Genomic DNA, 26,122 nt, shown 5'->3' on the forward strand with positions numbered 1-26,122 from the left:
CAATATGACAGCGGCCCCTTCGCCGCCGGGCCTGCCGCAGAAAACAAAAAAGCCCCGGCAGAGGGGCTTTTTCGCGGACTGCGGGCGCCGCGCCGGCGGCCCCGGAATGCCTAGAGGTCGAAGGTGCGCAGCTTTTCCACGTCGGGGATATGGATCTTGCGGCCTTCCACCTTGATCAGGCCCCGCTCGGACAGTTCGTGCAGGATGCGGGAGAAGTGTTCCTGGGTCAGGTTGAGGCGGGAGGCGATGATGCCCTTGTTGGTGGGCAGGTTCACCGTGGTTTCCTTGGGCAGGTGTTCCTCGTCCGGCAGGTCCCGCAGCAGGTAGCCGATGATGCGCTGGCGGCCGGAGTGCAGGGAATAGGATTCCACGTCGGTGATGATCTGGTGCAGGCGCATGGAGAGGCCGGCGATCATCTTGCGGCCCAGCTTGGGGTCCCGTTCCAGTTCCTCGAACAGCACGGCCTTGGAGATGTGCAGCAGCTGGGAGTCGGTGAGGGCCTGGGCGTAGACGATGTAGGGCTTGTCCATGAACATCAGGGCTTCGCCGAAGGTCTGGCCCTGGCCGAGGATTTCCACCACCTTCTCGCCGCCCTGGGCGGAGGTGAAGGCCAGTTTGACCTGGCCGTAGACCACCAGATGCAGGCCCTGGCAGGGATCGCCCTTGTGGAACAGGATGTCGCCGCGTGCCGCGTGGATTTCCCGGGTACCGCGGGCAATGCGGGCAATTTCGTCCGGGGCCAGGCCATTGAACATGGGCACATAGGACAGCAAGGCGTCGATGTTCAGATTGCTGGTGGTCACGAACGGCACTCCTCGAATGGAAAAATGGGCTCCATGGTCGCATTAGAGGCCCACGCTGACAAGCCCGGGAAGTCCCCGTCATTTATGGGGATTAGCCGCTGCCGGCGCCCGATACGGCGGCGGTCCCCATTCCCGGCAGGCGACGGGCCGGGGACGGCTATAATCGGCCCATCATTGCGCCTCTGCCGACAGCCCGGAATCCCGACTCCCCCCACTGCCATGTCCAAGCCCGATCTCTCCCGCCTCAGCCTCAAACGGGGGCCTGCCGCTCCGGCCGCGCCCCGCTCCCGCCGCCGCACCTGGCTCATCGGCGCCACTGTCCTCGTGCTGGGCGGCCTGCTGCTGGCCTCCCTCTCCCGGCGCGAGACCGAGGTGGAAACGGTCTCCGTCACCACCGCCTATCCCTACCAGGGCGTCACCCTGCTCAATGCGGCCGGCTACGTGGTGGCCAGCCGCAAGGCCTCTGTCGCCTCCAAGGCCACCGGCCGCCTGGAATGGCTGGGGGTGCTGGAAGGCAGCCGGGTCAAGGCCGGCGAGGTGCTGGCCCGGCTGGAGAACAAGGATGTGCAGGCCCAGGCCGACCAGGCCGGCGCCGGCGTGCTGTCGGCCCAGGCCGAACTGAAGGACGCCCGGGCCGCCCTGGAGCGGGCGAAGGACCTGGCCCAGAAGAAGTTCGTCTCCGGTTCCTCCCTGGATACGGCCCAGGCCCGCTTCGACAAGGCCGCCGCCGCCGTGGCGGTGGCCCAGGCAAATCTGCGGGCGGCCCAGGTGGGGGTGGAGCAGACCCTCATCCGCGCCCCCTTCGACGGCGTGGTGCTGACCAAGACCGCCAACATCGGCGACGTCATCACCCCCTTCTCCTCGGCCCTGGAAAGCAAGGGCGCGGTGGTGACCATGGCCGACATGGAGAGCCTGGAGGTGGAAGCCGACGTGGCCGAATCCAACCTGGCCAGGATCAAGGTGGGGCAGCCCTGCGAAATCCAGCTCGACGCCTTTCCCGAGTTGCGCTTCCGCGGCGAGGTGAGCCGCCTGGTGCCGACGGTGGACCGCTCCAAGGCCACGGTCATGACCAAGGTGCGCTTCGTGGACCGGGACGAGCGCATCCTGCCGGAAATGAGCGCCAAGGTGGCCTTCCTGGAAAAGCCCATGGGCGACGGTGAGCGCCAGCCCCTGGTGGCGGTGCACAAGGATGCCCTGGCGGCCGACGGCAAGTCCCTGTTCCTGGTCGAGGCCGGCAAGGCGAAGCGGGTGGAAGTGACGGTGGGCCGCCAGATCAACGATCTGCTGGAAGTAAGCGCTAACCCGGCGTTGCAGCCGGGAGCCAAGGTGGTGGCCCGTCCCGGCGAGCGCCTGGGGGACGGGGACCGGGTCAAGGTGGTGAGCAAGTGAGCGGCGCGGTGGACGGAAGCGCCGCCGCGGGCAGCGTGCTGAACGCTGTCGGCCATCAAGCCGGACTGGGTGCCGGGACAGGTGACACTGGCAGCGGCACCCCCGCGGCGCCCCTGATCGTCCTCGACAACCTTTCCAAGAGCTACCGCCGGGGCCAGCAGGTGGTGCCGGTGCTGGAGCGCATCAGCTTCGGCATCGCCGCCGGCGAGTTCCTGGCCCTGATGGGGCCGTCCGGTTCCGGCAAGAGCACCCTGCTCAACCTCATCGCCGGCATCGATCGGCCCGACTCCGGCACCCTCAGCGTCGCCGGCCAGGACATCGCCGCCCTGGAAGAGGCCGAGCTGGCAGCCTGGCGGGCGGAAAACGTGGGCTTCATCTTCCAGTTCTACAACCTGATGCCGGTGCTGACCGCCCTGGAAAACGTGGAACTGCCCCTGTTGCTGAAAAACCTCGGCAAGGCTGAGCGGCGGGAGCGGGCCGAACTGGCCCTTTCCATGGTGGGCCTGGCGGACCGCATGGACCACACGCCCAACGAGCTTTCCGGCGGCCAGCAGCAGCGGGTGGCCATCGCCCGGGCCCTCATCACCGACCCGACCCTGATCGTGGCCGACGAACCCACCGGCGACCTGGACCGGGAGTCGGCCGGCGACATCCTGCACCTCCTGCAGCGCCTCAACGACGAGCTGGGCAAAACCATCGTCATGGTCACCCACGACCAGCGGGCGGCGGAATCGGCCCACGCCATCATGCATCTGGAAAAGGGCGAACTCTCCGCCCGCCAGGAAATCCGTCCGCGCTGATCCCCGCACCGGGGCCTGCCCCGGGAGCCAATGAAAACGGGCCTGTCCGGCATGCCATGCCGCACAGGCCCGTCCTTATTGGGTGTCAGGCCGGCCGTCTTGGGCGTCTACGAAACTTCCCCCGTGGCGCCGGCCTTCAGCTTGCGGTACAGGGTATTGCGGCTGATGCCCAGGCGCCGGGCCGCTTCCGACAGATTGCCCCGGGCCGCGGCCACGGCCCGCTGGATGGCCAGGCGGGAGACTTCCTGCAGCCGGTCCGGCGCCGGCTCCGCCATCGTCGCGGCGGCGTCGGCGGCAAGGGGGCGCTGCTGCAGTTCCTCCGCCAGGTCGTCCGGCAGGTGGGGCCAGTCGATGCATTCCTCGTCCGCCTCGAGCAGGGCGGTGGCGGTGCGCAGGGCGTTGGCCAGTTGCCGCAGGTTGCCCGGCCAGGCGTAGTCGGCGAAGGCCCGGGCCACTGCCGGGGCCAGGGCCAGGCTGCGCCCGGGGGCCATTTCCGCCAGCAGCCGCGCCACCAGGGCGGAAAAGTCGCTGCGCTCGCGCAGGGCCGGCAGGGTCAGGGTGAGACCGTTGAGGCGGTAATACAGGTCGGCGCGGAAGCGGCCCGCTTCCACCTCCTGGCGTAGGGGCCGGTGGGTGGCGCAGACCAGGGCGAAATCCACCGCCACCGGCTTGCCGCTGCCCAGGGGCGTCACCTGGCGTTCCTGCAGCACCCGCAGCAGGCGGCTCTGCAGGTTGAGGGGCATGTCGCCGATCTCGTCCAGGAACAGGGTGCCGCCGTGGGCTTCGCGCAGGCGGCCGGGGCTGCCTTCCTTGCGGGCGCCGCTGAAGGCGCCGGGGGCGTAGCCGAAGAGTTCGGCCTCGATCAGGTTTTCCGGCAGGGCGGCGCAGTTCACGGCGACGAAGGGGCCCTCCCGGTGGGGGCTGCTGCGGTGGATGGCCTGGGCCAGCAGTTCCTTGCCGACCCCGGATTCGCCGTGGAGCAGGAGGGGAATGGGTTTGCCTGCCACCTTGCGGGCCTTGTCCAGGGCCGCTTTCAGCCGGGTATCGCCTGTATCCAGCGCAGCCAGGGCATCCTGGGGCGGGGTGCTCGCCGCGGCAGTGCCGACGGGGATGGGCGCCTTGCCGGCGTGGATCTGCAGGAACAGCCTGCCGCCGCGCCGGGTGTTCACCAGCAGGGCCTGCTGGCCCTGGCGCCGGCCCCAGTCGAGCAGGTCTTCGCTGCGGCTGTCCAGCACCCGCTCCAGGGGCGTCGCCCCCAGGTCCGCCGGCTGCAGGCCGAGCATGGCCAGGGCGGCCCGGTTGGCGCCGACGATCCAGCCGTCTTCCGAGAGGGCCAGCACCCCTTCGGCCACGGTGCCGATGCCTTCGGCCCGGGGATGCAGGTGCAGGCGGATGTGGCGGCGGTGGCGGGAGAGCAGCAGCCGGTTTTCGATCATCTGGGCGGCGGTGCGCACCAGGCCCTGGGTGTGGGGGTGGTGGCTGCGGTGGTCGCCGGAGATGTCCAGGGCGCCGAGGAGCTTGCCGGACGGATCGAGGATGGGGGCGGCGGCGCAGGTGAGGAAGGTGTTGCGTTCGAGGAAGTGCTCGGCGCCGTGGATTTCCACCGCCGCACCTTCGGCCAGGGCGGTGCCGATGGCGTTGGTGCCCCGGTGCTGCTCGTGCCAGGAGGCGCCGGGGGCCAGGGCCACCCGCTCGGCCTTGCCGAGGAAGTCCGGGTCCCCCAGGGCATGCACCAGCAGGCCCCGGTTGTCGGCCAGCACCACCATGCTGTGGGAGGCCTGGACCTGGGCGTAGAGGTATTCCATGACCGGCTCGGCGTGGGCGACGAATTCCTGGTGGCGCTCCAGGGCCTGGCGCAGGTGCTGTTCGGAGAGGCGCGGCGTTTCCGGGTTGCGGCCCACCGGCTCCAGGCCGGCGCCGCGACTGCGGTGCCAGGAGCGCAGCAGGCGCTCGTCCACCAGGCCGGGGGGGAGCTCGCCCTGCTCGAGAAACAGGCGTCGGGCCTGGCGCAGCAAGGGAGCGCCAGCCCGCGGGTGCGGATGGTTCATCAATGTCTCCTTCGCTCCGGCCTCTTACGGGTCGGATGGTGTGGTCCGGCGAGTATAGCCCTCTGTTTCCCCGGTGCAATGCTTTCCCCGGAAGTGTCCGACCGGGTGTGTCATTTTGGTACAGCTGTGCCGGGACGGGACGTGCCACGGGGCGGCGGCCGCCGCCGGCGGCAGGGGGCGGTGCCATAGGAATCAATGGCTTGGGCTTGGGTGGCGGCGCTGGCACGGCCCTTGATAAGGAGAAGGCGGGCTCCCTTTCTGGAGCCTTGTTCGATCCCCATAAAAACGGAAGGAGACACCATGCTTTACGCGACCCCCGGCAGCGCCGGCGCCAAACACCAGTACAAGGCCCGCTACGACAACTTCATCGGCGGCAAGTGGGTGGCCCCGGTCAAGGGCCAGTACTTCGACGTCATCACCCCCATCACCGGCAAGCCCTACACCCAGGCCGCCCAATCCGGCGCCGAGGACATTGAGCTGGCCCTGGACGCCGCCCACGCCGCCGCCGACAAGTGGGGCAAGACCTCCGCCACCGAACGCTCCAACATCCTCTTGAAGATCGCCGACCGCATCGAGGCCAACCTGGAAATGCTGGCCTACGTGGAGACGGTGGACAACGGCAAGGCCATCCGCGAAACCCTCAACGCCGACATTCCCCTGGCCGCCGACCACTTCCGCTACTTCGCCGGCTGTCTGCGCTCCCAGGAAGGCTCCATCAGCGAGATCGACGAAAACACCATCGCCTACCACTTCCACGAACCCCTCGGCGTGGTGGGCCAGATCATCCCGTGGAACTTCCCCATCCTGATGGCCGCCTGGAAGCTGGCCCCGGCCCTGGGCGCCGGCAACTGCGTGGTCTTGAAGCCCGCCGAATCCACCCCCATCAGCATCCTGGTGCTGGCCGAGCTGATCGCCGACCTGCTGCCCCCGGGCGTGCTCAACATCGTCAACGGCTACGGCCGCGACGCCGGCATGGCCCTGGCTTCCAGCAAGCGCATCGCCAAGATCGCCTTCACCGGCTCCACCGCCACCGGCCGGGTCATCGCCCAGGCTGCCGCCAACAGCCTCATTCCCGCCACCCTGGAACTGGGCGGCAAGTCCCCCAACATCTTCTTCGCCGACGTGGCCGCCGCCGACGACGACTTCTTCGACAAGGCCATCGAAGGCCTGGTGCTGTTCGCCTTCAACCAGGGCGAAGTGTGCACCTGCCCCAGCCGGGCCCTGATCCACGAATCCATCTACGACCACTTCATGGAACGGGTGCTGGCCCGGGTCAAGGCCATCAAGCAGGGCAGCCCCCTCGACACCGACTCCATGATGGGCGCCCAGGCCTCCCAGATGCAGATGGACAAGATCATGTCCTACCTGGCCATCGGCAAGGAAGAGGGCGCCCAATGCCTGGTGGGCGGCGACCGGGCCCGCCTCGGTGGCGAGCTGGCCGAGGGCTATTACATCCAGCCGACGCTGTTCAAGGGTCACAACAAGATGCGCATCTTCCAGGAGGAAATCTTCGGCCCGGTGCTGGCCGTGACCACCTTCAAGACCGAAGCCGAAGCCCTGGAAATCGCCAACGACACCCCCTACGGCCTTGGCGCCGGGGTGTGGAGCCGGGACGGCAACACCGCCTACCGCATGGGCCGCGGCATCAAGGCCGGCCGGGTGTGGACCAACTGCTACCACGCCTACCCGGCCCACGCCACCTTCGGCGGCTACAAGGAATCGGGCATCGGTCGCGAGACCCACAAGATGATGCTGGACCACTACCAGCAGACCAAGAACCTGCTGGTGAGCTACAGCCCCAAGGCGTTGGGCTTCTTCTAAAACGTCTCCTCCCTTGGCAGGGGCGCGGCCGGTGCGGGCTGCGCCCTTTTTTTATGGGGGAGGCCATCCGCCTGGGGGGGCAGGTTCCACGCCGAAGCGAACGGAATACAATGAAACCCTGATGGGCGTGAGCGTGCCCGACATGGGACAAAAGAGGCCGACTGCCCGCTGAACATAAAAAGTTGATTGGGGGTTCTCATGTTTAAGCTACGTCGCAAGCTTCCCGGTGTGGTGACGTTGGTCGGTCGCAGCAGCGAACTGGCCGGCCTGCTGGAGCGGGAAGATGTCGCACCGACCCTGGTGCTTGGCTTTGTCTCTCCCCATGCGGATATCGATGCCGTGGCCCAGGTGCTGCGCCGCCGCTACCCGTCTACGCCTCTATCCCTGTGCTCCACCAGCGGCGAACTGTGCAGCGGCAGCGGCGGCCTCTATTGCGATACCGGCAACAGCTGGGATCGGGTGGTGGTCCAGCTGTTCGACGAGTCCCTGGTGGCGCGGGCCCAGGTGGTGGCGGTGCCTCTGGGGTCGGAGGATCTGCGCTCCGGTAGCATCGCCCTGTCGGCGAGTGAGCGGGTGGCGCGCATGGTGGCAGCCCTCGGGCGGGTGTCGGTGGATCTGGATATCGATTACCGGGACACCCTGGCCTATGTGCTGCTGGACGGCCTGTCCAATTCCGAATCCTTCTTCATGGAAGCCCTGTACGAGTCGGGGCGCTTTCCCTGTCTGTTCGTGGGCGGCTCCGCCGGCGGCAAGCTGACTTTCGATCACACCTGGATCCACGACGGCAAGCAACGCCTGGAGAACCATGCCCTCATCGCCTTCATGAAGCTGGCGCCGGAGGTACGCTTCGGGGTCTTCAAGAGCCAGAATTTCGAGACGGCAGGGCGCAGTTTCCATGTGTTCAAGGCATCGGTGGAGCGTCGGGCCATTGCCTCGGTGCTGGACCAGAACGGCCGCATCGTGCCCTTCATCGAGGCCCTGTGCGGTGCCCTGGGGTGCTCTGCCGGGGATCTGGAAGCCAAGCTGGCGGACTATTCCTTTGCCATCCGGGTGGGCAACGACCTGTTCGTGCGTTCTGTTTCCGCCATCGATCCGGCTGCCAACGAAGTGCGCTTTTTCTGCGACGTGGCGCCTGGTGAAGAACTGCAACTGGTACGCCGCACCAGTCTGGTGGAGCAGACCAGCCGGGACTTCCAGACTTTTCTCCAGGGCAAGCCAGGGCGGCCCGTCGCCGGCATCCTCAACGACTGCATCCTGCGCCGCCTCAACAATAGCCGGGAGCTGGGCGCCATGGCCCGGGTCATGGATGGCGTGCCGGTAGCCGGTTTTTCCACTTTCGGCGAAATCCTCGGCCTCAACCTCAACCAGACCCTGACGGCCGTATTCTTCTTCCGGGTGGCGGCTGGCGAACGCTTTCGCGATCCCTATGTGGATGATTTCCCCGTGCGTTACGGGGAGTTCAAGGCCTTCTTCCTGCGTCGGCGCATTGCCGAATACTCCGGCTTGTCCCGGGCCGTGGTGCGGCAGGTGGCCGACTACGAGAGCGGCCTCTTCGACAGCCAGTACGATCCCAGCCAATTCACCGGCGGTTTTGCCGAAGTGGTGTCCGGCCTCAATGCCCTGGGAGTCCAGCTGTGCCAGGCCCGAACCCAGCAGGAAGAGACTTCTGCCCATCTCAGCTCCAGTGCCGATGATCTCTACGGCTCGGTAGAGCAGTTGTCCCGTAGTGTTGGCGAGCAGCGGCGTGTGGTGGGCGAAGCGGAAGACATGGTGGAGCGGCTCTCTGCCGAATCCCTGCGCGTGGCATCCAGCGCCCGGGATCTGGCCGAGGCCGGCAGCCATATTCGCAGCGTGGTGGAACTGATCCAGCAGATTGCCGACCAGACCAACCTGCTGGCCCTCAATGCCGCCATCGAAGCTGCCCGGGCTGGCGAACAGGGCCGCGGTTTTGCCGTGGTGGCGGACGAAGTGCGCAAGCTGGCCGAGAAGTCCCGCCTCAGCGCCGACGAGATTGGGGTGGAAGTGGACCGGCTGGCCAAGGATATCGGCGATGTGGCGCAATCCATTGAACTCAATTCCGGCGATGTTGCCCGCCTCGCCCCCATTCTCACCAGCCTTTCGACCATTAGTGCCGAGTCCGATACGGCCGCCCAGCATACCCGTAGCGTGGCCGATGCCCTCAAGGGCTTGATTCCCTGAGCCGACAGCAGCGCAGCCTTGCCGTGGATGGCGGGTGGAAACTTTTCCCGGGGGCTGCACTCTACCTGCGGCGCCCCGGACTCTTCGCCTGATGCCGACGCCCCGGCCTGCCCGGGGCGTACCTCTCCCTACTTTCGCCGGGCGCCCGAGTTTCCGCCATGCCCGACTTCAGTTTTCCCTTCGATAACAGCTACGCCCGGGACCTGCCCGGTTTCGCCGTGCCCTGGCAGCCTGCTACCGTTCCGGCCCCCCGGCTGCTGCACTTCAACCCCGGCCTGGCCCGGGAGCTGGGCCTGCCCCTGGAGGAGGCCACGCCGGATCAGCTGGCCGCCCTGTTCTCCGGCAACGCCCTGCCGGAGGGCGCCAGCCCCATCGCCCAGGCCTACGCCGGCCACCAGTTCGGCCAGTTCTCGCCCCAGCTGGGTGACGGCCGGGCCCTGCTGCTGGGGGAGGTGATCGACGGCCAGGGCCGCCGCCGCGACATCGCCTTCAAGGGCTCGGGTCGAACCCCCTTCTCCCGCAACGGCGATGGCAAGGCCGCCGTGGGCCCCATGCTGCGGGAGGTGCTGATCGGCGAAGCCATGTACGCCCTGGGCATTCCCAGCACCCGGGCCTTGGCCGTGGTGGCCACCGGCGAGCCGGTGCGGCGGCAGCGGCCCCTGCCCGGCGCCGTCCTCACCCGGGTGGCGGACAGCCATCTGCGGGTCGGCACGTTCCAGTTCTTTGCCGCCCACGCCGGCCCGGCCCAGGTGCGGCAACTGGCCGACTACACCATCGCCCGCCATTACCCGGAACTGGCCGGGGCGGAGAATGGGTATCTGGAATTGCTGCGGGCCGTGGCCGAGAGCCAGGCCGCCCTGGTGGCCCGGTGGATGGCGGTGGGCTTCATCCACGGCGTCATGAACACGGACAACATGAGTCTCGCCGGCGAAACCATCGACTACGGCCCCTGCGCCTTCATGGAGGCCTACGACCCGGGGGCCGTGTTCAGCTCCATCGACCGCCAGGGCCGCTACGCCTACGACCAGCAAGCGGACATTGCCGCCTGGAACCTGGCCCGCTTCGCCGAAACCCTGCTGCCTCTCATCGACGCCGACATGGAACGGGCCGTGGCGCGGGCCACAGCCATCATCGAAGCCTTCCCTACCCGCTACCAAGAGCATTGGCAGGCTGCCCTGAAAGCCAAGCTGGGCCTGCCTGACAGCGGAGCGGAGGCCGAGGCCCTGGGCGCCGACTGGCTGGCCCTGCTGCAAGCCCAGTCCGTGGATTTCACCCTGGCCTGGCGTTATCTGGGAGAAGCGGCCGCAGGCCGGGAGGAGCGGCTAAGAACGCTGTTCGCCGATGGGGCCGCCCTCGCCGCCTGGCTGCAACGCTGGCGCCGGCAGTGCGCTGCCGCCGACGGGGAGGGTGGCGAGGCCCGCGTAGCCGGGGCCGCCCGGGCCGCCGCCATGGCCCGGCACAATCCCTGGCTCATTCCCCGCAACCACCAGGTGGAAGCGGCCCTTGATGCCGCCGAGCAGGGCGATCTCGCCCCCTTCCACCGTTTGCTCGGCGCCCTGGCCGAGCCCTACCGGGAACAGCCCCGCTACGCCGACCTGGCCGAACCGGCACCCCGGGAATTCATGCGGACGTTTCAGACGTTTTGCGGGACGTGAGCCGTGTTACTTCAAGGGGGGAGCGGGTAAACCTGCACGTTGAGAACGTTCTTCCAGCCATAATTGGCTGGTAGTTCGGCTTTGAACTCGCAGAGCCGGCTTTCCGGCGAAGCGCCTCTTTTGACCGAAGGGTTAGGCCTTACTCCCAAAATTTGTACCAAGGTTTTGTCGCCGCGACAGGTTTAGATGCTGCGGAGGCATGGGGTGGCACTGTTTTGCTCCCTTCGACAAACCCAAAAACTGCAACATTAAAGCCTGTTTCAGCCCCAATTTGAGGCGCGCATTCTTTAACGATGAATGCAGTAGCTAATGCCGCAGATTGAGCAGCTTGCTCAAGTGTTAGGCCGTTTTCACGGCAAATATTTAAGGCCTCGCTCTGTAGTTGAGTAAGCGTGCTCAGAATATCCAAGTGCGGCTCTTGCCCTCTCTGGTCTTGCTGTCCACCTAGCTTAGACTGATCCATAGAAACGTTCGACGCAGAAAGAAACGCCGCCATGGTGTTGACAAGCATTGAGCCGTTTTCGTTTGCCTCATCTGAAAGAAGTACATTTCCAGGCTCCAAGCCATCAAGTTGAAAATTGAAAGAGCGCAGCAAAAGGCTTCCAGCCAAGCGTGCCGATGATGAAATTGCTGTTTCGGGATGAATGGCGCGATTGCTGCCAACCTTAGCGGTCACCAAGTCGACCAACTCACCCGTGGCCTTGTTTTGTTGCGGCGTGATATTCACCAAAATTCTCCTAGAAGCCTAGCGTAGAAGTGGGGGGCAGCCGAGCATGGCGAGGGCGCCAACAAGCGCAGCTTGTTAGCTGTTCCTCTCGACTGGCATGTTAGGTATGTGTATCAGCAAAGAAGAAATTCCTTGCTTGGCGTTTCGATGACAAGAAGTAGAATCTCGTCCGTATTAGCTTTGAAGGAACTGTTGAAGCGGAAATTCGTTTCTAGGAGATCAACCCGCTTTGCCATGCGAGGAAAGCCTTCGTCATTGCATTTTTGGTACAGCTCATTTGCACCAGCGCCAGAGTTAAAAAAAAGCTCCCATTTTTTGTCGAAATCCGCATGTTGAATTTGCTTTACCTCGCTATCAAGCTGCAGCAATTCATTTTTGATAATTTCCTTCCATCGATCTGCCAGCTCATAGCTAAGCCCATATTGAAGTAGGCGTTTGCTATATGAACGCGCCCCTAGGGTTGTGTATGCTGAGGTTAGCAGTAGAAAAGATCGCGACACGCCTTCTTGCAGGATTCTCTTGGTGGAAAGAGTTGGAAAGACATCCGAATCCTTCGCAAGCCGCAAGTAGTAACGAGCAAGATCCGTAGCGTGGTCGAACCGTGAGGTGCGATACAGAATGTCGGCCAAATAAACTCGTGGGAGATGAAGAGAGTTCGGAAAGCGGTCTACAAATATTTCAAGAAGATCAAAAGCCGACGAGATTTCGCGCTCATACATTGAGGAAGCGATCCATGCCAAAACGTGCTCTTCCGTTTTCTTATTTGTGAAGGCTTCGCGAGCAATAGATGCGGCTTTGCTAGGAAGGCCCTCGGCGAGAGCTCCTCTAATACGCTCTTCGTAGCTTTCTTTTTTTCCGAAACCGAACATTGAGTTTCCTGAGTGCCTTGTATGTTCATTCCACCGATTCCATAAATGAATCGGAGTAATTGTCGGGGTTTATGCCCCGGCGGGTTTTGGGGCGTGGTAGCTCGTTGAAGCCTGGGGTCATGAACCCGTACGTTAGCGTTGAGCGCCACGCCTGCTTGTCTTTTAACCCGAACAGTTGCTGGGGCCATGAGCCCGGATTTGCAAGGTAGGGTGGCTGACATGATAAATGAATCATTTGTAGGAATCGACGTATCGAAAGCCTGGCTCGATGTGGGCTTCCTTGCTACTGGCAGTGCTGAACGGCTGGCGCATGACGAGGTGGGGATAGCGGGCTTGTGCCAACGCCTGTGCGAACAGCCTCCCACCTTAGTGGTGATGGAAGCGACGGGTGGGCTTGAGACAGCCCTGGCCAGCGCACTGGCGGCGGCCGGTGTGCCGGTAGCCGTGGTCAATCCTCGGCAGGTACGGGACTACGCCAAGGCGTGTGGGCGACTGGTCAAGACCGACCGGATTGATGCCCTGATTCTGGCTGCTTTTGCGCAAGCGATCCGGCCGCAGGTGCGAGTTCTGAAGGATGAAGAGACACAAGCCCTGGCTGCGCTGCTGGCACGGCGGCGCCAGCTCATCGACATGCGTGTGCAGGAAAAGCTGCGGATGGATCGGGCGGAGGTAGTGCAGCGGACGAGTTTGAAGGAACACATTGCCTGGCTCGATGAACGCATTGCTGCACTGGATATTGATCTGACGCATCGCCTGCGGACGAGCGAGGTCTGGCGCGAGAAAGACGATCTGCTGCAAGCCATTCCAGGGGTAGGCAAAGTGACGCGCATGACTTTGCTGGCGGAATTGCCCGAACTCGGAAAGCTGGACCGTAAGGAAATTGCAGCACTGGCGGGGCTCGCACCGTTCAATCGTGACAGCGGCAAACATCGTGGCGAGCGTGTGATCTGGGGTGGCAGGGCGCAGGTACGTCAGGTGCTCTACATGGCGGTTTTGTCAGCTACGCGCAACAACCCGCCAATCCGGGAGTTTTATCAGCGCCTCTGTGCTCAAGGCAAACCGAAGAAGGTGGCGCTGACCGCCTGCATGCGCAAACTGCTGACTGTGATCAATGCCGTAGTCAAAAACAACACCCCCTGGTGCGCTTCAGGGCTTGACCTTCAACACAGTTGCTAACGTTTGACGTGAGCGGCGGAGGGCATTTGCAAGCGCAGCTTGCAAACCGTCCCTCTCGACGGAATTGTTAGGCCGCGTCTCGCTCCTCAATGATGAGCTTCTGAATCTCTCGGAATACGTCATCGGCGAGATTGTTATTGCCACCCGACATCGCTAGGATTTCATCGTGCGAAACCCACTGAAGGGTGTTCCGGTGGGCGACCTTTAGCATGCTCTGACGCTTCTGCATCTGAAGTACGTCATCCATCGAGCGAAGCTGCAAAGGCGGGGACTCAGTCGATACCTCCGAAAGACGCGACACGTGTCGCTCAAGGAGTTCCATGGTTGGCGTGCCATACGGAAAATATGTGCTATCGATCGATGGCGGACCGGAGATCATGCCGGCTGCCTCGGCATTGCTTGTAATCAGTTGTCGGCCATCTTCAAACTCAGTTTCAAAACTGACGCAGTGACGAGTAACCATCGCTTGTAGAAACGATACTGGGGCATCGACAAGTCGAAGGTTGAAAAGACCGCGAACTAGCGCTTTCACCCTGCGCCATATCCGCGGTTTGACCTGATAGTACTGAGCTATAACATGCCCGTCGGCCGAGAGCATATTTCTGATCATGGTGCGGGCAAGAACGGTCGTCGGAGAATTTGAGACTTCGGGTATTTCTAGATCTCCAAGTACTTTGAAGCCAAGGGGTTGGAGGTCGTCGACAAATGCAGAGTAGGCGCTCAGGTTGAGATGTCCAAACTCATGCTCATCCGCGGGGATCATGGAGTGTGGCTTGCTGAACTGCCTGCGCATATCGACAAGGATATCCCTAGCAGCTTTTAATGCTGACATTCTATCTCCTATGGTTGAGCGGCCTAACGTTTGAATTCACCGGACCTGCGCGGTTTTTCGCGCAGGTCCGGTGGAACGCAGTGTTAGCACTCGTTGGCGACATTGTCTGGCTCACGGTTTCTTGAAGCGCTCCAGCGCCGACGCAAATCTTCTTCTTTCGCTCGTGTCCGATTCCCCAGCAAGGATAGTTTCACCGGCTTGAACGATAAGTTCTTTCGGTGTAGGCATTGTGCGAAGCCACAAGCGACGAGCGAAATACAGAGAAACAAGCGAAAGCAGGGCTGTGACCAATGCGGGAACGAGAATGTCGCGAGCAAGCATGACGAGCGAAATGACTGCCGCGATTCCGCCGATACCAAGCAAAAGATCAATGCGGCTTCTGCGCTTTTTATCCAAGTGTGCAGTTGGATGAATGACGTAAAACAAGCCGAGCGGCACAAGGACGAAGACTGTTGCGGCACGAGTGATCGTGTGTGAGAGCGCGCGGTCACTTTGCTCGAAGAGCGGCGACACGATATATGCACCAAGCACCGTGACGCTAATCAGTAGAAGGATGAGCAAGCTGCGTTTCATGAGTGCTAACGTTTAGCTTGTGGGGCCGCCTGGCGCCGTAGGCGACGGGGAACCGAGAAGCGCAGCTTCTCGGCGGTCCCCTCGAAGCGCGGGTTAGGGCGCAGGGTCATAGTGGGTCCGGCCCAACGGATGAGGAAGCAGAAGTTGTTTGATGGCGCCCATATGAAGCGCAACCGAAAATGCCCAGTATGCCGACCGGGAGCAATAGCACCCACTGCGGGAGCTTGAATAAGAGCGTACCGCCTGCCCCAGCGAAACCGATGACGACGAAGACGGCGCCGAAGGCCAACCATAGCCATGAGATGAACAGCGCGAGTAGGCGAGCGGGCTGCCGATGGCGCGGCAAGGCGCTGATAAACAGCGCGATGGCCGAGAAGACGAGCGCACAAGATACGAGGTGCCAGCAGGCATAGAGCAAGAAGCTTACCTCGGGCGCAAGCGGTGAACTGAGCAACGGGGAGGTAATCTCTGCGGTACCGACGAAGACATGAACGCACGCGGTGAAGGCCGCGAGTAAGGAGGCAATAAGCAAGAGCCGGTTCATGGGATGCGCCCTAACAGTTATTAAACGGACCCGTTGGGTCCGTATATGTATTGATATACACGCAGCAATTATGCTTTCAGAATTGCCTGTGGAGCAAGGAAGTGGCCTCCGATAGGTTCGTATAACAACGCCGATAATGCGGACGCCAAGAAGGTTGCTCAGATGTCCGCTATCAGAACAAATTCTCAATAGCAGCTCCTGGCCGAGAGCCGTCAAATGACATCATGTCATCGCAACTACGACCTTAGCCTTCCCCGCCTATAATGACTCCCTCACCCGGAGTCCCCCGTGCTTTTCATCCTCCTCAATCTCGTCCTCCGCAACGCCTTCCGGCATAAGCTGCGCACCTTGTTGACCCTGGTGGGGTTGATGGTGGCGGTGTTGTCTTTTGGGCTGTTGTCCACGGTGGTGGATGCCTGGTACGCCGGGACGGAAGGGGCGTCCAATGCCCGGCTGGTGACGCGCAATTCCATTTCCCTGGTCTTTCCCCTGCCTTTGACCTACAAGCAGAAGATCCGCCAGATCGACGGGGTCAAGGCCATCACCACGGCCAACTGGTTCGGCGGCATCTACAAGGAGCCGAAGAACTTCTTTCCCCAGTTCGCGGTGGACCCCAACTACCTGGAGCTGTACCCGGAATATCTGCTCAGCGACGACGAGCGCACCGCCTTCGCCCGGGACCGCAAGGGGGCCATCGTCGGGCGCAAGCTGGCGGCCCAGTACGGCTTCAAGGTGGGGGACGTGGTGCAGTTGAAGGGCACCATCTTTCCCGGCACCTGGGAATTCGTCATCCGCGGCATCTACACCGGGCGGGACGCCAAGACGGACGTGGCCCAGATGCTGTTCCACTGGGACTACCTGAACGAGGTGGCCAAGGTGCGCTATCCGCGGCGGCAGAACCAGGTGGGGGTCTATGTGGTGACCATCGACGACCCGGGGCGGGCGGCGGAGCTGTCGCGCCTCATCGATGCCGAGTTCCGCAACAGCGCGGCGGAAACCCTGACGGAGACGGAGAAGGCCTTCCAGCTTTCCTTCGTCTCCATGACCGAGGCCATCGTCGTCGCCATCCGCATCGTTTCCTACGTGGTCATCGCCATCATCCTGGCGGTGATGGCCAACACCATGGCCATGACGGTGCGGGAGCGCACCAGTGAATATGCCACCCTGAAAGCCCTGGGCTTCGGCCCCGGCTTCGTGCAGGGGCTGATCTTCGGCGAGTCGGTGGCCATCGCCGCCATCGGCGGCGGTCTCGGCATCGCCCTGACCTTTCCCGCGGCGGCGGCCTTCGCCCAGGCCATGGGCACCCTGTTCCCCATTTTCTTCGTCTCCGGTACCACGGTGCTGCTGCAGGCCGCCTGCGCCTTGGGGGTGGGCCTCATCGCCGCCTGGTTCCCCAGCCGGCGGGCGGCCCGCATCCCGATCGTCGAAGGGCTGCGCAGCGTCGCTTGATCATGGCCATTCCCCTTTCCTATTCCCTGCGCAACCTGGCGGCACGCAAGCTGACCACGGCCCTCACCGCCGGCGGCATGGCCTTGGTGGTGTTCGTCTTCGCCACGGTGCTGATGCTGGATGCGGGGCTGAAGAAGACCCTGGTGGATACGGGCAGCCCGGACAACGTGGTGGTGACCCGCCGGGCCTCCGGCACCGAGGTGCAGAGCGGCATCGAGCGGGGGCCGGCGGCCATCGTCGAGAGCCTGCCCCAGGTGGCCCTGGGGGCCGGCGGCCTGCGCATGCTGTCGAAGGAGACGGTGGTGCTGATCTCCCTCAACAAGCGGGTGGCCGAGGGGGCGGCGGCCAAGCCTTCCAACGTCATCATCCGCGGCCTGTCGCCGGTGGGCCTGCAGCTGCGTCCCCAGGTGCGGCTGGTGGCGGGGCGGCCGTTCCGCCCCGGCTCCAACGAGATCGTCACCGGCCAGGCCATCGCCAGCCGCTTCAACGGCGCCGGCCTGGGCGAAACCATGCGCTTCGGCGCCCGGGACTGGGTGGTGGTGGGGGTCTTCGATGCGGGCGGCAGCGGCTTCGATTCGGAGGTGTGGGGCGATGCGGAGCAGCTGATGCAGGCCTTCCGCCGGCCGGTGTTCTCTTCCCTGATCTTCCGCCTCAACGACCCGGGCGCCTTCGCCGCGGTCAAGGCGGCCATCGAGGACGACCCGCGCCTGACCCTGGAAGCCAAGCGGGAAGCCCAGTTCTACGCCGACCAGTCGGAGGCCCTGTCCAAGTTCATCAGCATCCTGGGCATCACCCTGTCGGTGATTTTTTCCATCGGCGCCATCATCGGTGCCATGATCACCATGTATGCTGCGGTAGCCAACCGCACCGGCGAGATCGGCACCCTGCGGGCCCTGGGCTTCAACCGCCGGGCCATCCTGCTGGCCTTCCTCGCCGAATCCCTGGGCCTGGCGCTGCTGGGCGGGCTGGTGGGGCTGCTGTTGGCCTCCACCATGCAGCTGTTCACCATTTCCACCATGAACTGGCAGTCCTTCGCCGAACTGGCCTTCACCTTTTCCCTCGATGCGGGCATCGTCGTCAAGAGCCTGCTCTTTGCCCTGCTCATGGGCCTGCTGGGCGGCTTCTTGCCTGCCTTCCGGGCCGCCCGCATGAACATCGTCGAGGCCCTGCGCGCCGCCTGAGCGGTCCCCGGCCTTATACTTGATCCAATTCCTTACGGAGAAACACCCATGGCAGCTCCTGCCGATACCGTCAGCATGGCCCTGTTCTGCGACTTCGAGAACATCGCCCTGGGCGTGCGCGACGCCCAATACGAAAAATTCGACATCAAGCCGGTGCTGGAGCGCCTGCTGGTCAAAGGCTCCATCGTGGTCAAGAAGGCCTACTGCGACTGGGAGCGCTACAAGACCTTCAAGGCCACCATGCACGAGGCCAATTTCGAACTGATCGAAATCCCCCACGTGCGCCAGTCCGGCAAAAACTCCGCCGACATCCGCCTGGTGGTGGACGCTCTGGACCTCTGCTACACCAAGTCCCATGTGGACACCTTCGTCATCATCTCCGGCGATTCCGACTTCTCGCCCCTGGTCTCCAAGCTGCGGGAAAACGCCAAGCACGTCATCGGCGTCGGTGTGAAGCAGTCCACCTCGGACCTGCTCATCGCCAACTGCGACGAATTCATTTTCTACGACGATCTGGTGCGGGACCGGGAGGCCAAGCGGGCCGCCGCCAACCGCAAGGACCCGGCCAAGGAGGCGGCGCCCCGCCGTTCGCCGGAAGACGAGAAGAAGCGCAAGGACGATCAGGACGCCCGCCGCGCCAAGGGTATCGAGCTGGCCATGGCCACCTTCGAGGACCTCATGGCCGAGCGCAGCGACACCGAGAAGCTGTGGGCCTCGGTGCTGAAGGAGGCGATCAAGCGCCGCAATCCGGGCTTCAACGAGTCCTACTACGGCTTCCGCGCCTTCGGCAACCTGCTGGAAGAGGCCCAGAACCGGGGCCTGCTGGCCTTCGGCCGGGACGAGAAGTCCGGCGCCTACGTAGCCCGTCCGGGCAATGTGTCGGTGCGGGAAGTGACGCAACCGGAAGAAAGCCCTGCCGAGGCGCAGGCGCCGGCCGCCGAGACGGCGGAAGCGCCGGCCCGGGAAGGGCGCGGCGGCAACCGTCGGCGCGGCCGCGGCCGCGACGGCGCCAAGGAAAACGGCGTGAAGGATGGTCCCCGGGTCCAGGAAGCGGCAGCCGAGGCGCCCGCCCCGACTGCGGCCCCCGCTCCGGTAGTGGTGGAAGCCGTGGCAGCGCCCGCTGTGGCCGCCCCGGTGGCAGTCGAAGCGGTCGCCGCCAGCCCGGCCGCGGCCAGGAAGCCTTCCGGCCGCGGCGAGTCTTCCGGGGCCCGCAGCGGCGCCCGTACCCGGGCCCGCAAGACGGCCGCCGCCCAGGAGATCGAAGCCGCCAAGAAGGCGCCGGCCAAGGCCAAGTCCGAACCCAAGGCCGCCGCCAAGGCTGCGCCCCAGGCGGAGGCAGCGCCTGCTGCTGCCGCCGAAGCCGCCGCCAAGCCCAAGACCCGGCGCGCCCCGGCCAAGCGGCCGGCGAAGAAGGCCGACGCCGAGTAGGGCACTATCAAGGGGATGCCCGCACAGGCAGGCGCTATGGGCCTGTCGGGCAGGCCTGCCTGAAGAGGCCCGTCCCTTCTGGGTTTGCGACCTCCGCTTCCGCCGTGTCTTGGCCGATGCAGCTCAGGGCCGGCCCCAAAAGAAAAAGCCGCGATTGCTCGCGGCTTTTTTTACCTTCTTTTACCCGAAAGGCCGGGTAAAAATCCGGTGTCTCAGGCGGCCTGGGCCGGAATCTTGTTGCCGATGCGGGCAATGCGATTCTGGGAATCGACGTAGATCAGCTGGGGTTCGTGCTTGGCCAGTTCCACTTCGGTGTAGGTGGCGAAGGTGGCGATGATCAGGATGTCGCCGGGCGCAGCCTTGCGGGCGGCGGAGCCGTTGACGGAAATGACGCCGGAGCCGCGTTCAGCCAGGATGGCGTAGGTGGTGAAGCGCTCGCCATTGTTCACGTTCCAGATGTCGATCTGTTCGTATTCCTTGATATTGGCCGCGTCCAGCAGGTCCTGGTCGATGGCACAGGAGCCTTCGTAATGCAGCTCCGAGTGGGTGGTGGTCACCCGGTGGAGCTTGGACTTGAGCATGGTTCTCTGCATGGCTTCACCCGTAGGCAAAAGGTAAGGGGAACGGCATTTTAACGGCTCACCGCCGTCTGTCAACGCCCAGTTTTTGAATTAAATCTCAAGATTATCAATGAGTCGCGTAACGCCGAGGCGCGCGGCGGCCAGCACCACCAGGGGTGCATCGGGACTGCCGGGAAGTTGGAGGTCGGCTTGCTGCCGCACCGCAACATAGTCCGCCTTCCAGCCGGCAGCGTCAAGGGCGGCCATGGCGGCCCGCTCCAGGGCCGGGTAGTCCCGGTTGCCGGCGCGGATGGCGTCCCGCAGCTTGTTCAGCTCCCGCGCCAGACGCGGTGCCTCGGCCCGTTCGGCGGGGGTCAGGTAGCCGTTGCGGGAGGACAGGGCCAGGCCGTCCTCGGCCCGCACCGTCTCGCCGCCCAGGATGCGGATGGGCAGGGCCAGCTGGCGCCCCATGTTGCGCAGGACCATCAGCTGCTGGTAGTCCTTCTTGCCGAAGAGGGCGGTCTGGGGCTGGACGATGTTGAACAGCTTCAGTACCACGGTGGCAACGCCGCGGAAATGGCCGGGGCGGAATTCGCCCTCGAGCCAGTTCTGGATTTCCGGCGGTTCCACCTGGTAGGTCTGGGGTTCCGGGTAGAGGTCGGCTTCTGTGGGGGCGAACAGCACGTCCACGCCGGCGGCTTGCAGCTTGGCGCAATCGGCCTCGAAGGTGCGCGGGTACTTGTCGAAGTCCTCGCCGGGGCCGAACTGCAGGCGATTGACGAAAATGCTGGCGACCACGGTCCGGCCGTGCCGGCGGGCCTGGGTCATGAGGGAAATGTGGCCCTCGTGCAGGTTGCCCATGGTGGGTACGAACACCACCTCGGGTTTGCCGGCAAGGGCGGCGCGCAGGTCGTCGACCCGGGAAAATATCTGCATGGCTGTTTCTCCTGATGGCCGGGCCGTACTTGGCGGCCCGTTGCCGGTGGGGTGACTCAGTAACAGTGTTCGGCGGCGGGGAAGGTACAGTCCTTCACCGCCGCCACGTAGGCGGCGATGGCGGCGGCCACGGAGGGCTGGCCGGTCATGAAGTTGCGCACGAAGCGGGCCTTGCGGCCGGGGGCGATGTCCAGCATGTCCTGCAGCACCAGCACCTGGCCGGAGCACTCCACGCTGGCGCCGATGCCGATGGTGGGGATCTGCAGGAGGGCGGTGACCTCGGCCGCCAGGGCCCGGGGAATGGCCTCCAGGACCACCATGCTGGCGCCGGCGGCCTGGATGGCCAGGGCGTCGGCCTTGAGCTGGGCTGCGCCGGCCTCGTCCTTGCCCTGGACCCGGTAGCCGCCCAGCTGGTGTACCGACTGGGGCGTCAGGCCGATGTGGCCGCATACCGGGATGCCGCGGTGGGTGAGGAAGCGCACCGTCTCGGCCATGTCCTCGCCGCCCTCGATCTTGACCATCTGGGCGCCGGCGGCCATCAGCTGCACGGCGTTGCGGAAGGCCAGCTCCGGGGTTTCCTGGTAGGTGCCGAAGGGCATGTCGGTGATGATCAGGGGGCGGTCGCAGCCCCGGGCCACCATGGCGGTGTGGTAGACCATGTCGGCCAGGGTCACCGGCAGGGTGGAATCGTGGCCCTGCACCACCATGCCGAGGGAATCGCCCACCAGCACGGTATCGACCCCGGCGTTGTCGCAGAGGCGGGCAAAGCTGGCGTCGTAGCAGGTCAGCATGGCGATTTTTTCGCCGGCGGCCTTGAGCTTGGCCATGTCGGTGATGGTCAGGCGGCGGGTCGTGGATTGGCTGGACATGGGTTCATTCTCCCCGGTTGAAGTATTCCCGGTGGCCGCGCATGGCGGCGAGCCGTTCCAGGAGGAGGTGGAAGTCGTGGTCCTGATCGACGAAGTTGAGTCGGTCGGAATTGACGATCATCACCGGCGCGGCATTGTAGCCGTAAAAAAAGCGGCTGTAGCTTTCCGCCAGCTGGGTTAGGTACACGTCGCCGATGCGCCGCTCCATGTCCAGGCCCCGCTTCTTCACCCGGGCGATGAGGTTTTCCGGGCTGGCCTGCAGGTAGATCACCAGGTCCGGCGATACTACCTGGGGTGCCAGGGTGTCGTAGATCTGGCGGTACAGCTTGTATTCGTCCTCGGCCAGGGTGAGGCGAGCGAAGATCGGGTCCTTCTCGAACAGGAAGTCGGAGACCACGGTCTGGCGGAAGATGTCCGGCTGGGCCAGGTCCCGCAGCTGGTCCTGGCGCTGGAAGAGGAAGAACAGCTGGGTCTGCAGGGCGTAGCGGCTGCGCTCCTGGTAGAAGCGGGTGAGGAAGGGGTTAAGTTCCGGCTGCTCCAGCAGCAGCTGGCATTCCTTGCTCTGGCCCAGGTGTTCGGCCAGACGCCGGGCCAGGCTGGTCTTGCCGACGCCGATGGGGCCTTCCACCACGATGTTGCGGGCGTGCTCGAGCAGGTTGCGGGCTGGGGTACCGGGCATGGGCGGCGGGATGGGGTGTGGGTCGGGACGGGAAAAAAAGCGCCGGGTCCAACCCGGCGGCTCTATGGTACGGCAGGCAGGTCCGGGAGGCCAGAGGGGCGGCCCGGACCGTCCGGCCTCAGTGTTCCAGGCAGAGCACGTCGGGGGATTGCTCCCCGGCCTGGGCCATGCGCTCCAGGCAGTCCAGGACCTCCTCGGAGGCCGCCTCCATGTGCTCCAGGAGGGCCACGCCGCCGTCGAAATCGCCCAGGCGCAGGCGTTCCAGGGCTTCCTTGCCGCTCTTGTGCACATTGATGTGGGGCGCTTCCAGGGCCCGGTAGCCGTCCAGCAGGGAGAAGCACTCCCGGCCCTCGCCCTCGTAGTACCACTTGCCCAGGCGGCAGGAGGTATGCACGGCGAAATCCTCCGGGCGTTTCTGGGAGGCGCCCATGAAGACCTTGTACACCTCGAACTTGAACACCAGGTGGTCCATCTTGGCCAGTTCGGTGAAGCTGCGCAGGGCGGCCACGGCCACGGCGGTCTCGATGTGACGGGAGAGGCCGATGATGTTGTCCAGGTTCTCCGTCGCCTGCTTGCCCTCGTGGCTGGAGTGGTCCGCCTCCTTGGCCAGGGAGGAGATGCTGGCGTGGGCCGAGACGGTGTCGTGGCGGATGGCGCTGACCAGGCCGGAAATCTCGTTGGTGGCGGTGGCGGTGCGTTCGGCCAGCTTGCGCACCTCATCGGCCACCACGGCAAAGCCGCGGCCCGCCTCGCCGGCCCGGGCCGCCTCGATGGCGGCGTTCAAGGCCAGCAGGTTGGTCTGGTCGGCGATTTCCTTGATCAGGTTGAGGATGCTGCCGATCTTCTCGGTGCTGGCATTGAGGCCTTCGACCTGGCCCATGGTGGTCTGGGACTGCAGGGCCAGCTGGCTCAGGTTGGCGCTGATGCCATGCATCTGGGCCTGGCTGTCGGTGGTGATGCGGCCGGCGGTGACGGCCTCTTCCTTTTCCGTCTTCAGGCTGTGGGCCATGGCGGCCATGGTGCCCTGGGACTTGGCCAGGCTGGAACCGAAGCGGTCCAGGTTGTGCAGCAGCTTTTCCCAGCCCCGGGCTACGGTTTCGGCGGTGTGGCACTTCTGCTCCAGGGTCTGCTGCTCGTTTTCCAGATTGGCCACCTGGGAGCGCAGGCTGGCGTTCTCGTTCTGCAGGGCGGCAAGGGCCGCTTCTAGTTCTCGTTGCCGCTGGTTGTTGCCGAACAATGCCACAGATATCTCCCTAAGTTATTTTGACTATTAGCAAAGGGAGATATTAATAGCCTTTATAAGAGTGTGGTTATGAAATAAGCCGCAAGCTGGCATTTCCTGACCGGATCAGCTGCGGAATATGAAGTAAACGGCCCCCAGCAGGCACAGGCCGGCCCACAGATAATCGAGCTTGAGGGGCTGGCCCATGTAGAAGACGACGAAGGGCACGAAGACGGTGAGGGTGATGGCTTCCTGCAGGATCTTCAGCTGGGCCAGGGTGAGATCGGTATGGCCGATGCGGTTGGCCGGCACCTGCAGCAGGTATTCGAAGAGGGCGATACCCCAGGAGATCAGGGCGGCGATCCACCAGGGCTTGTCCGCCAGGTTCTTCAGGTGGGCATACCAGGCGAAGGTCATGAAGACGTTGGAAGCGGAGAGCAGCAATACCGTCTTCCACAGCACCGGCAGTTCGGTCCACAGGCTCATAGTTTCTCGATCCGTTGGTTGGCCACCGCCGGCAGCCAGGCAGCGACGCTGCCGCGGCCGGGCAGGGCCAGGTCCGGAGCGATCTCCGCCAGGGGCACCAGGACGAAGGCGCGCAGATGCAGGCGCGGGTGGGGCAGGGTCAGTTCGGGGCCGTCCAGCACCTGGTCGTCGTAGAGCAGCAGGTCCAGGTCCAGGGTGCGGGGGGCGTTGCGGTAGCTGCGGGTGCGGCCGAAATGGGCTTCCACGGCGAACAGCCGGGACAGCAGCCCGGCCGGCGGCAGGGGGGTGTCCACCGCCGCCACGGCGTTGATGTAGTCGGGGCCGTCGGCGCCGATGGGGGCCGTGCGGTAGAGGGAGGAGGCGGCGACCAGGGCGATGTCGCCGTCGCCGGTGAGGTCCGCCAGGGCGGCGCGGACCTGGGCTGCCGGATCTTCCAGATTGGCGCCCAGGGCGATGAAGGCGCGATGCATGGAACTCGCCGCGGCCTAGTCGCCGCTGCCGCCTTCGCCCGCGCCGGCACCACCGCCGGCCGGCTTCTTGCGCCGACGCCGGCGCTTCTTGTCGCCCTTGGCCTCGGGCAGCAGCATGGCCTGGCGCTCTTCGCCTTCGGCGTTGAGGAAGCGGCGCCACCATTCGCCCAGCTCCTTGTCCACCTCGCCCGACTCGGCGCGCAGCAGCAGGAAATCGTAGCCGGCCTTGAAGCGGGGCTGTTCCAGCACGGCATAGGGCTTCTTGCCGGAGCGGGCCTCGAAGCGGGGCTGCAGGGCCCAGATGTCCTTGATGTCGCCGGCGATGCGGCGGGTGATGGCCAGCTTTTCCGCCTGCACGTCCAGCACCTCGTCCATGGCGGCGAAGAGGGCGGGGATGGGGCGCTCGCCGTTGGCCTTGTTCTTTTCCCACTGGCCCAGCACTTCGTGCCACAGCAGGGTGGCGAAGAGGAAGCCGGGGGAGGTGGGTTTGCCAGCCTGGACCCGCTCGTCGGTGTTGGCCAGGGCCAGCATGACGAAGCGTTCGCCCAGGGGCTGCTCCAGGATGACGTCGAGCAGGGGCAGCAGGCCGTGGTGCAGGCCCTCTTCCCGCAGCTGCTTGACGCAGCGCACGGCGTAGCCGGAGGTGAGCAGCTTGAGCATTTCGTCGAAGAGGCGGGCCGGCGGCACGTTTTCGATCAGCTCGGACATCTCCCGGATGGGACGCCGGGCGGCCGGGTCGATGGCCAGGTTCAGCTTGGCCCCCAGGCGCACCGCCCGCAGCATGCGCACCGGGTCTTCCCGGTAGCGCACCTTGGGGTCGCCGATCATGCGCAGGGTCTTCTGCTTGAGGTCGGCGACGCCGTGGTGGTAGTCGTGGATGGTCTCGTCGGCTGGGTCGTAGTACAGGGCATTGACGGTGAAGTCGCGGCGGGCCGCATCTTCCGCCATGGTGCCGAAGACGTTGTCGCGCAGCACCCGGCCGTGTTCGTCGGTGGGCGCGTTGCTGGCGTGGATGGCGCGGAAGGTGGTGACCTCCAGGGTCTCCGCCCCCATCATCACGTGCACGATCTGGAAGCGGCGGCCGATGATGCGGGAGCGGCGGAAACAGGCCCGCACCTGTTCCGGCGTGGCGTTGGTGGCCACGTCGAAATCCTTTGGCGGGATGCCTGCCAGCAGGTCGCGCACGGCGCCGCCCACCACGTAGGCCTTGTAGCCGGCCTTCTGCAGCCCTTCGACGGTGCGGCGGGCGCCGGAGCTGAGCTGCTCGCGGCGGATGCCGTGGTTCTTGACGGGGATGATGGCGGCGCTGTCGCCGTGGCCGCCGCTACGGGCGTTCCGGGTTTCGCTCTTGCCGGCGTTGTTCTTGCCGCCAAACACCCGGGAAATTAGTTTGCGGATCATGTAGG

General features: G+C 64.7%; 24 protein-coding genes. 9 read left to right on the forward strand and 15 right to left on the reverse strand.

Annotated elements, in window-relative coordinates; genetic code table 11:
- Positions 1-110: 110 nt before the first annotated feature.
- Positions 111-803 (reverse strand): Crp/Fnr family transcriptional regulator, encoded by a 693-nt coding sequence (locus AC1RTA_RS03860; protein WP_014236556.1) that lies wholly within the window; start codon positions 801-803, stop codon positions 111-113.
- A gap of 219 nt (positions 804-1,022) precedes the next feature.
- Here AC1RTA_RS03860 and AC1RTA_RS03865 point away from each other — a divergent pair, with 219 nt between their 5' ends.
- Together AC1RTA_RS03865 and AC1RTA_RS03870 are read left to right on the forward strand one after the other, a co-directional pair.
- Positions 1,023-2,192: an efflux RND transporter periplasmic adaptor subunit gene (locus tag AC1RTA_RS03865; RefSeq protein ID WP_492783999.1), complete on the forward strand. Its 1,170-nt coding sequence runs from the start codon at positions 1,023-1,025 to the stop codon at positions 2,190-2,192.
- Positions 2,193-2,227: 35 nt separating this feature from the next.
- Positions 2,228-2,992 (forward strand): ABC transporter ATP-binding protein, encoded by a 765-nt coding sequence (locus AC1RTA_RS03870; protein ID WP_287874349.1) that lies wholly within the window; start codon positions 2,228-2,230, stop codon positions 2,990-2,992.
- Between the two features lie 107 nt (positions 2,993-3,099).
- On the opposite strand, the gene AC1RTA_RS03875 is transcribed toward AC1RTA_RS03870, so the two are convergent.
- On the reverse strand, positions 3,100-5,040 hold the full coding sequence (locus AC1RTA_RS03875; RefSeq protein ID WP_492784000.1) for a sigma-54-dependent Fis family transcriptional regulator: 1,941 nt from the start codon (positions 5,038-5,040) through the stop codon (positions 3,100-3,102).
- A gap of 300 nt (positions 5,041-5,340) precedes the next feature.
- Between AC1RTA_RS03875 and adh the strand changes: the two genes are divergently transcribed.
- From adh to AC1RTA_RS03890, 3 genes are all read left to right on the forward strand, one after another.
- Positions 5,341-6,861: an aldehyde dehydrogenase gene (adh, locus tag AC1RTA_RS03880; protein ID WP_014236560.1), complete on the forward strand. Its 1,521-nt coding sequence runs from the start codon at positions 5,341-5,343 to the stop codon at positions 6,859-6,861.
- 198 nt (positions 6,862-7,059) lie between these two features.
- Entirely contained in the window at positions 7,060-9,060 is a 2,001-nt protein-coding gene (locus AC1RTA_RS03885) for an FIST N-terminal domain-containing protein (protein WP_492784001.1), read from the forward strand.
- A gap of 158 nt (positions 9,061-9,218) precedes the next feature.
- On the forward strand, positions 9,219-10,715 hold the full coding sequence (locus tag AC1RTA_RS03890; RefSeq protein WP_492784002.1) for a protein adenylyltransferase SelO: 1,497 nt from the start codon (positions 9,219-9,221) through the stop codon (positions 10,713-10,715).
- A 139-nt stretch (positions 10,716-10,854) separates the two neighbouring features.
- Here AC1RTA_RS03890 and AC1RTA_RS03895 read toward each other — a convergent pair whose 3' ends face one another.
- On the reverse strand, positions 10,855-11,442 hold the full coding sequence (locus AC1RTA_RS03895) for a hypothetical protein (protein ID WP_492784003.1): 588 nt from the start codon (positions 11,440-11,442) through the stop codon (positions 10,855-10,857).
- A gap of 113 nt (positions 11,443-11,555) precedes the next feature.
- Positions 11,556-12,311, reverse strand: coding sequence for a hypothetical protein (locus tag AC1RTA_RS03900; RefSeq protein ID WP_492784004.1), 756 nt, complete (start codon positions 12,309-12,311; stop codon positions 11,556-11,558).
- 219 nt (positions 12,312-12,530) lie between these two features.
- On the opposite strand from AC1RTA_RS03900, the gene AC1RTA_RS03905 reads away from it, so the two are divergent.
- Positions 12,531-13,487: an IS110 family RNA-guided transposase gene (locus AC1RTA_RS03905; RefSeq protein ID WP_492784022.1), complete on the forward strand. Its 957-nt coding sequence runs from the start codon at positions 12,531-12,533 to the stop codon at positions 13,485-13,487.
- Positions 13,488-13,554: 67 nt separating this feature from the next.
- On the opposite strand, the gene AC1RTA_RS03910 is transcribed toward AC1RTA_RS03905, so the two are convergent.
- From AC1RTA_RS03910 to AC1RTA_RS03920, 3 genes are all read right to left on the reverse strand, one after another.
- Positions 13,555-14,319 (reverse strand): hypothetical protein, encoded by a 765-nt coding sequence (locus AC1RTA_RS03910; RefSeq protein WP_492784005.1) that lies wholly within the window; start codon positions 14,317-14,319, stop codon positions 13,555-13,557.
- Between the two features lie 111 nt (positions 14,320-14,430).
- Positions 14,431-14,892 (reverse strand): hypothetical protein, encoded by a 462-nt coding sequence (locus AC1RTA_RS03915; protein ID WP_492784006.1) that lies wholly within the window; start codon positions 14,890-14,892, stop codon positions 14,431-14,433.
- Positions 14,893-14,998: 106 nt separating this feature from the next.
- Complete coding sequence (locus AC1RTA_RS03920; RefSeq protein WP_492784007.1) at positions 14,999-15,436, reverse strand: hypothetical protein; 438 nt, start codon at positions 15,434-15,436, stop codon at positions 14,999-15,001.
- 288 nt (positions 15,437-15,724) lie between these two features.
- Between AC1RTA_RS03920 and AC1RTA_RS03925 the strand changes: the two genes are divergently transcribed.
- The 3 genes from AC1RTA_RS03925 to AC1RTA_RS03935 are packed head-to-tail and all read left to right on the forward strand — an operon-like array spanning position 15,725 to position 19,494.
- Positions 15,725-16,885 (forward strand): ABC transporter permease, encoded by a 1,161-nt coding sequence (locus AC1RTA_RS03925; RefSeq protein ID WP_492784008.1) that lies wholly within the window; start codon positions 15,725-15,727, stop codon positions 16,883-16,885.
- Positions 16,886-16,887: 2 nt separating this feature from the next.
- Positions 16,888-18,066, forward strand: coding sequence for an ABC transporter permease (locus AC1RTA_RS03930; protein WP_014236563.1), 1,179 nt, complete (start codon positions 16,888-16,890; stop codon positions 18,064-18,066).
- A 48-nt stretch (positions 18,067-18,114) separates the two neighbouring features.
- The gene (locus AC1RTA_RS03935) at positions 18,115-19,494 is read left to right on the forward strand and encodes an NYN domain-containing protein (protein WP_492784009.1); all 1,380 of its coding nucleotides are present in this window, start codon (positions 18,115-18,117) and stop codon (positions 19,492-19,494) included.
- A gap of 212 nt (positions 19,495-19,706) precedes the next feature.
- On the opposite strand, the gene panD is transcribed toward AC1RTA_RS03935, so the two are convergent.
- The 8 genes from panD to pcnB form a co-directional block, all read right to left on the reverse strand.
- A complete protein-coding gene (gene panD, locus AC1RTA_RS03940; RefSeq protein WP_268907599.1) occupies positions 19,707-20,075 on the reverse strand; it encodes an aspartate 1-decarboxylase in 369 nt (122 codons plus the stop codon).
- A gap of 90 nt (positions 20,076-20,165) precedes the next feature.
- Positions 20,166-20,990 (reverse strand): pantoate--beta-alanine ligase, encoded by an 825-nt coding sequence (gene panC, locus AC1RTA_RS03945; protein ID WP_492784010.1) that lies wholly within the window; start codon positions 20,988-20,990, stop codon positions 20,166-20,168.
- Positions 20,991-21,046: 56 nt separating this feature from the next.
- Positions 21,047-21,859 (reverse strand): 3-methyl-2-oxobutanoate hydroxymethyltransferase, encoded by an 813-nt coding sequence (panB, locus tag AC1RTA_RS03950; protein WP_014236567.1) that lies wholly within the window; start codon positions 21,857-21,859, stop codon positions 21,047-21,049.
- Positions 21,860-21,863: 4 nt separating this feature from the next.
- Entirely contained in the window at positions 21,864-22,538 is a 675-nt protein-coding gene (locus AC1RTA_RS03955; RefSeq protein WP_492784011.1) for a deoxynucleoside kinase, read from the reverse strand.
- A gap of 118 nt (positions 22,539-22,656) precedes the next feature.
- Positions 22,657-23,781 (reverse strand): methyl-accepting chemotaxis protein, encoded by a 1,125-nt coding sequence (locus AC1RTA_RS03960; protein ID WP_492784012.1) that lies wholly within the window; start codon positions 23,779-23,781, stop codon positions 22,657-22,659.
- A gap of 105 nt (positions 23,782-23,886) precedes the next feature.
- On the reverse strand, positions 23,887-24,246 hold the full coding sequence (locus AC1RTA_RS03965) for a DMT family protein (RefSeq protein WP_130460104.1): 360 nt from the start codon (positions 24,244-24,246) through the stop codon (positions 23,887-23,889).
- Entirely contained in the window at positions 24,243-24,716 is a 474-nt protein-coding gene (folK, locus tag AC1RTA_RS03970) for a 2-amino-4-hydroxy-6-hydroxymethyldihydropteridine diphosphokinase (protein ID WP_130460103.1), read from the reverse strand. The genes AC1RTA_RS03965 and folK overlap by 4 nt, the downstream gene beginning before the upstream one ends.
- Positions 24,717-24,731: 15 nt before the next feature.
- Positions 24,732-26,117, reverse strand: coding sequence for a polynucleotide adenylyltransferase PcnB (pcnB, locus tag AC1RTA_RS03975; RefSeq protein WP_492784013.1), 1,386 nt, complete (start codon positions 26,115-26,117; stop codon positions 24,732-24,734).
- Positions 26,118-26,122 lie beyond the last annotated feature (5 nt).

The sequence above is a fragment of the Azospira sp. MPR-E4 genome, from assembly GCF_058809645.1.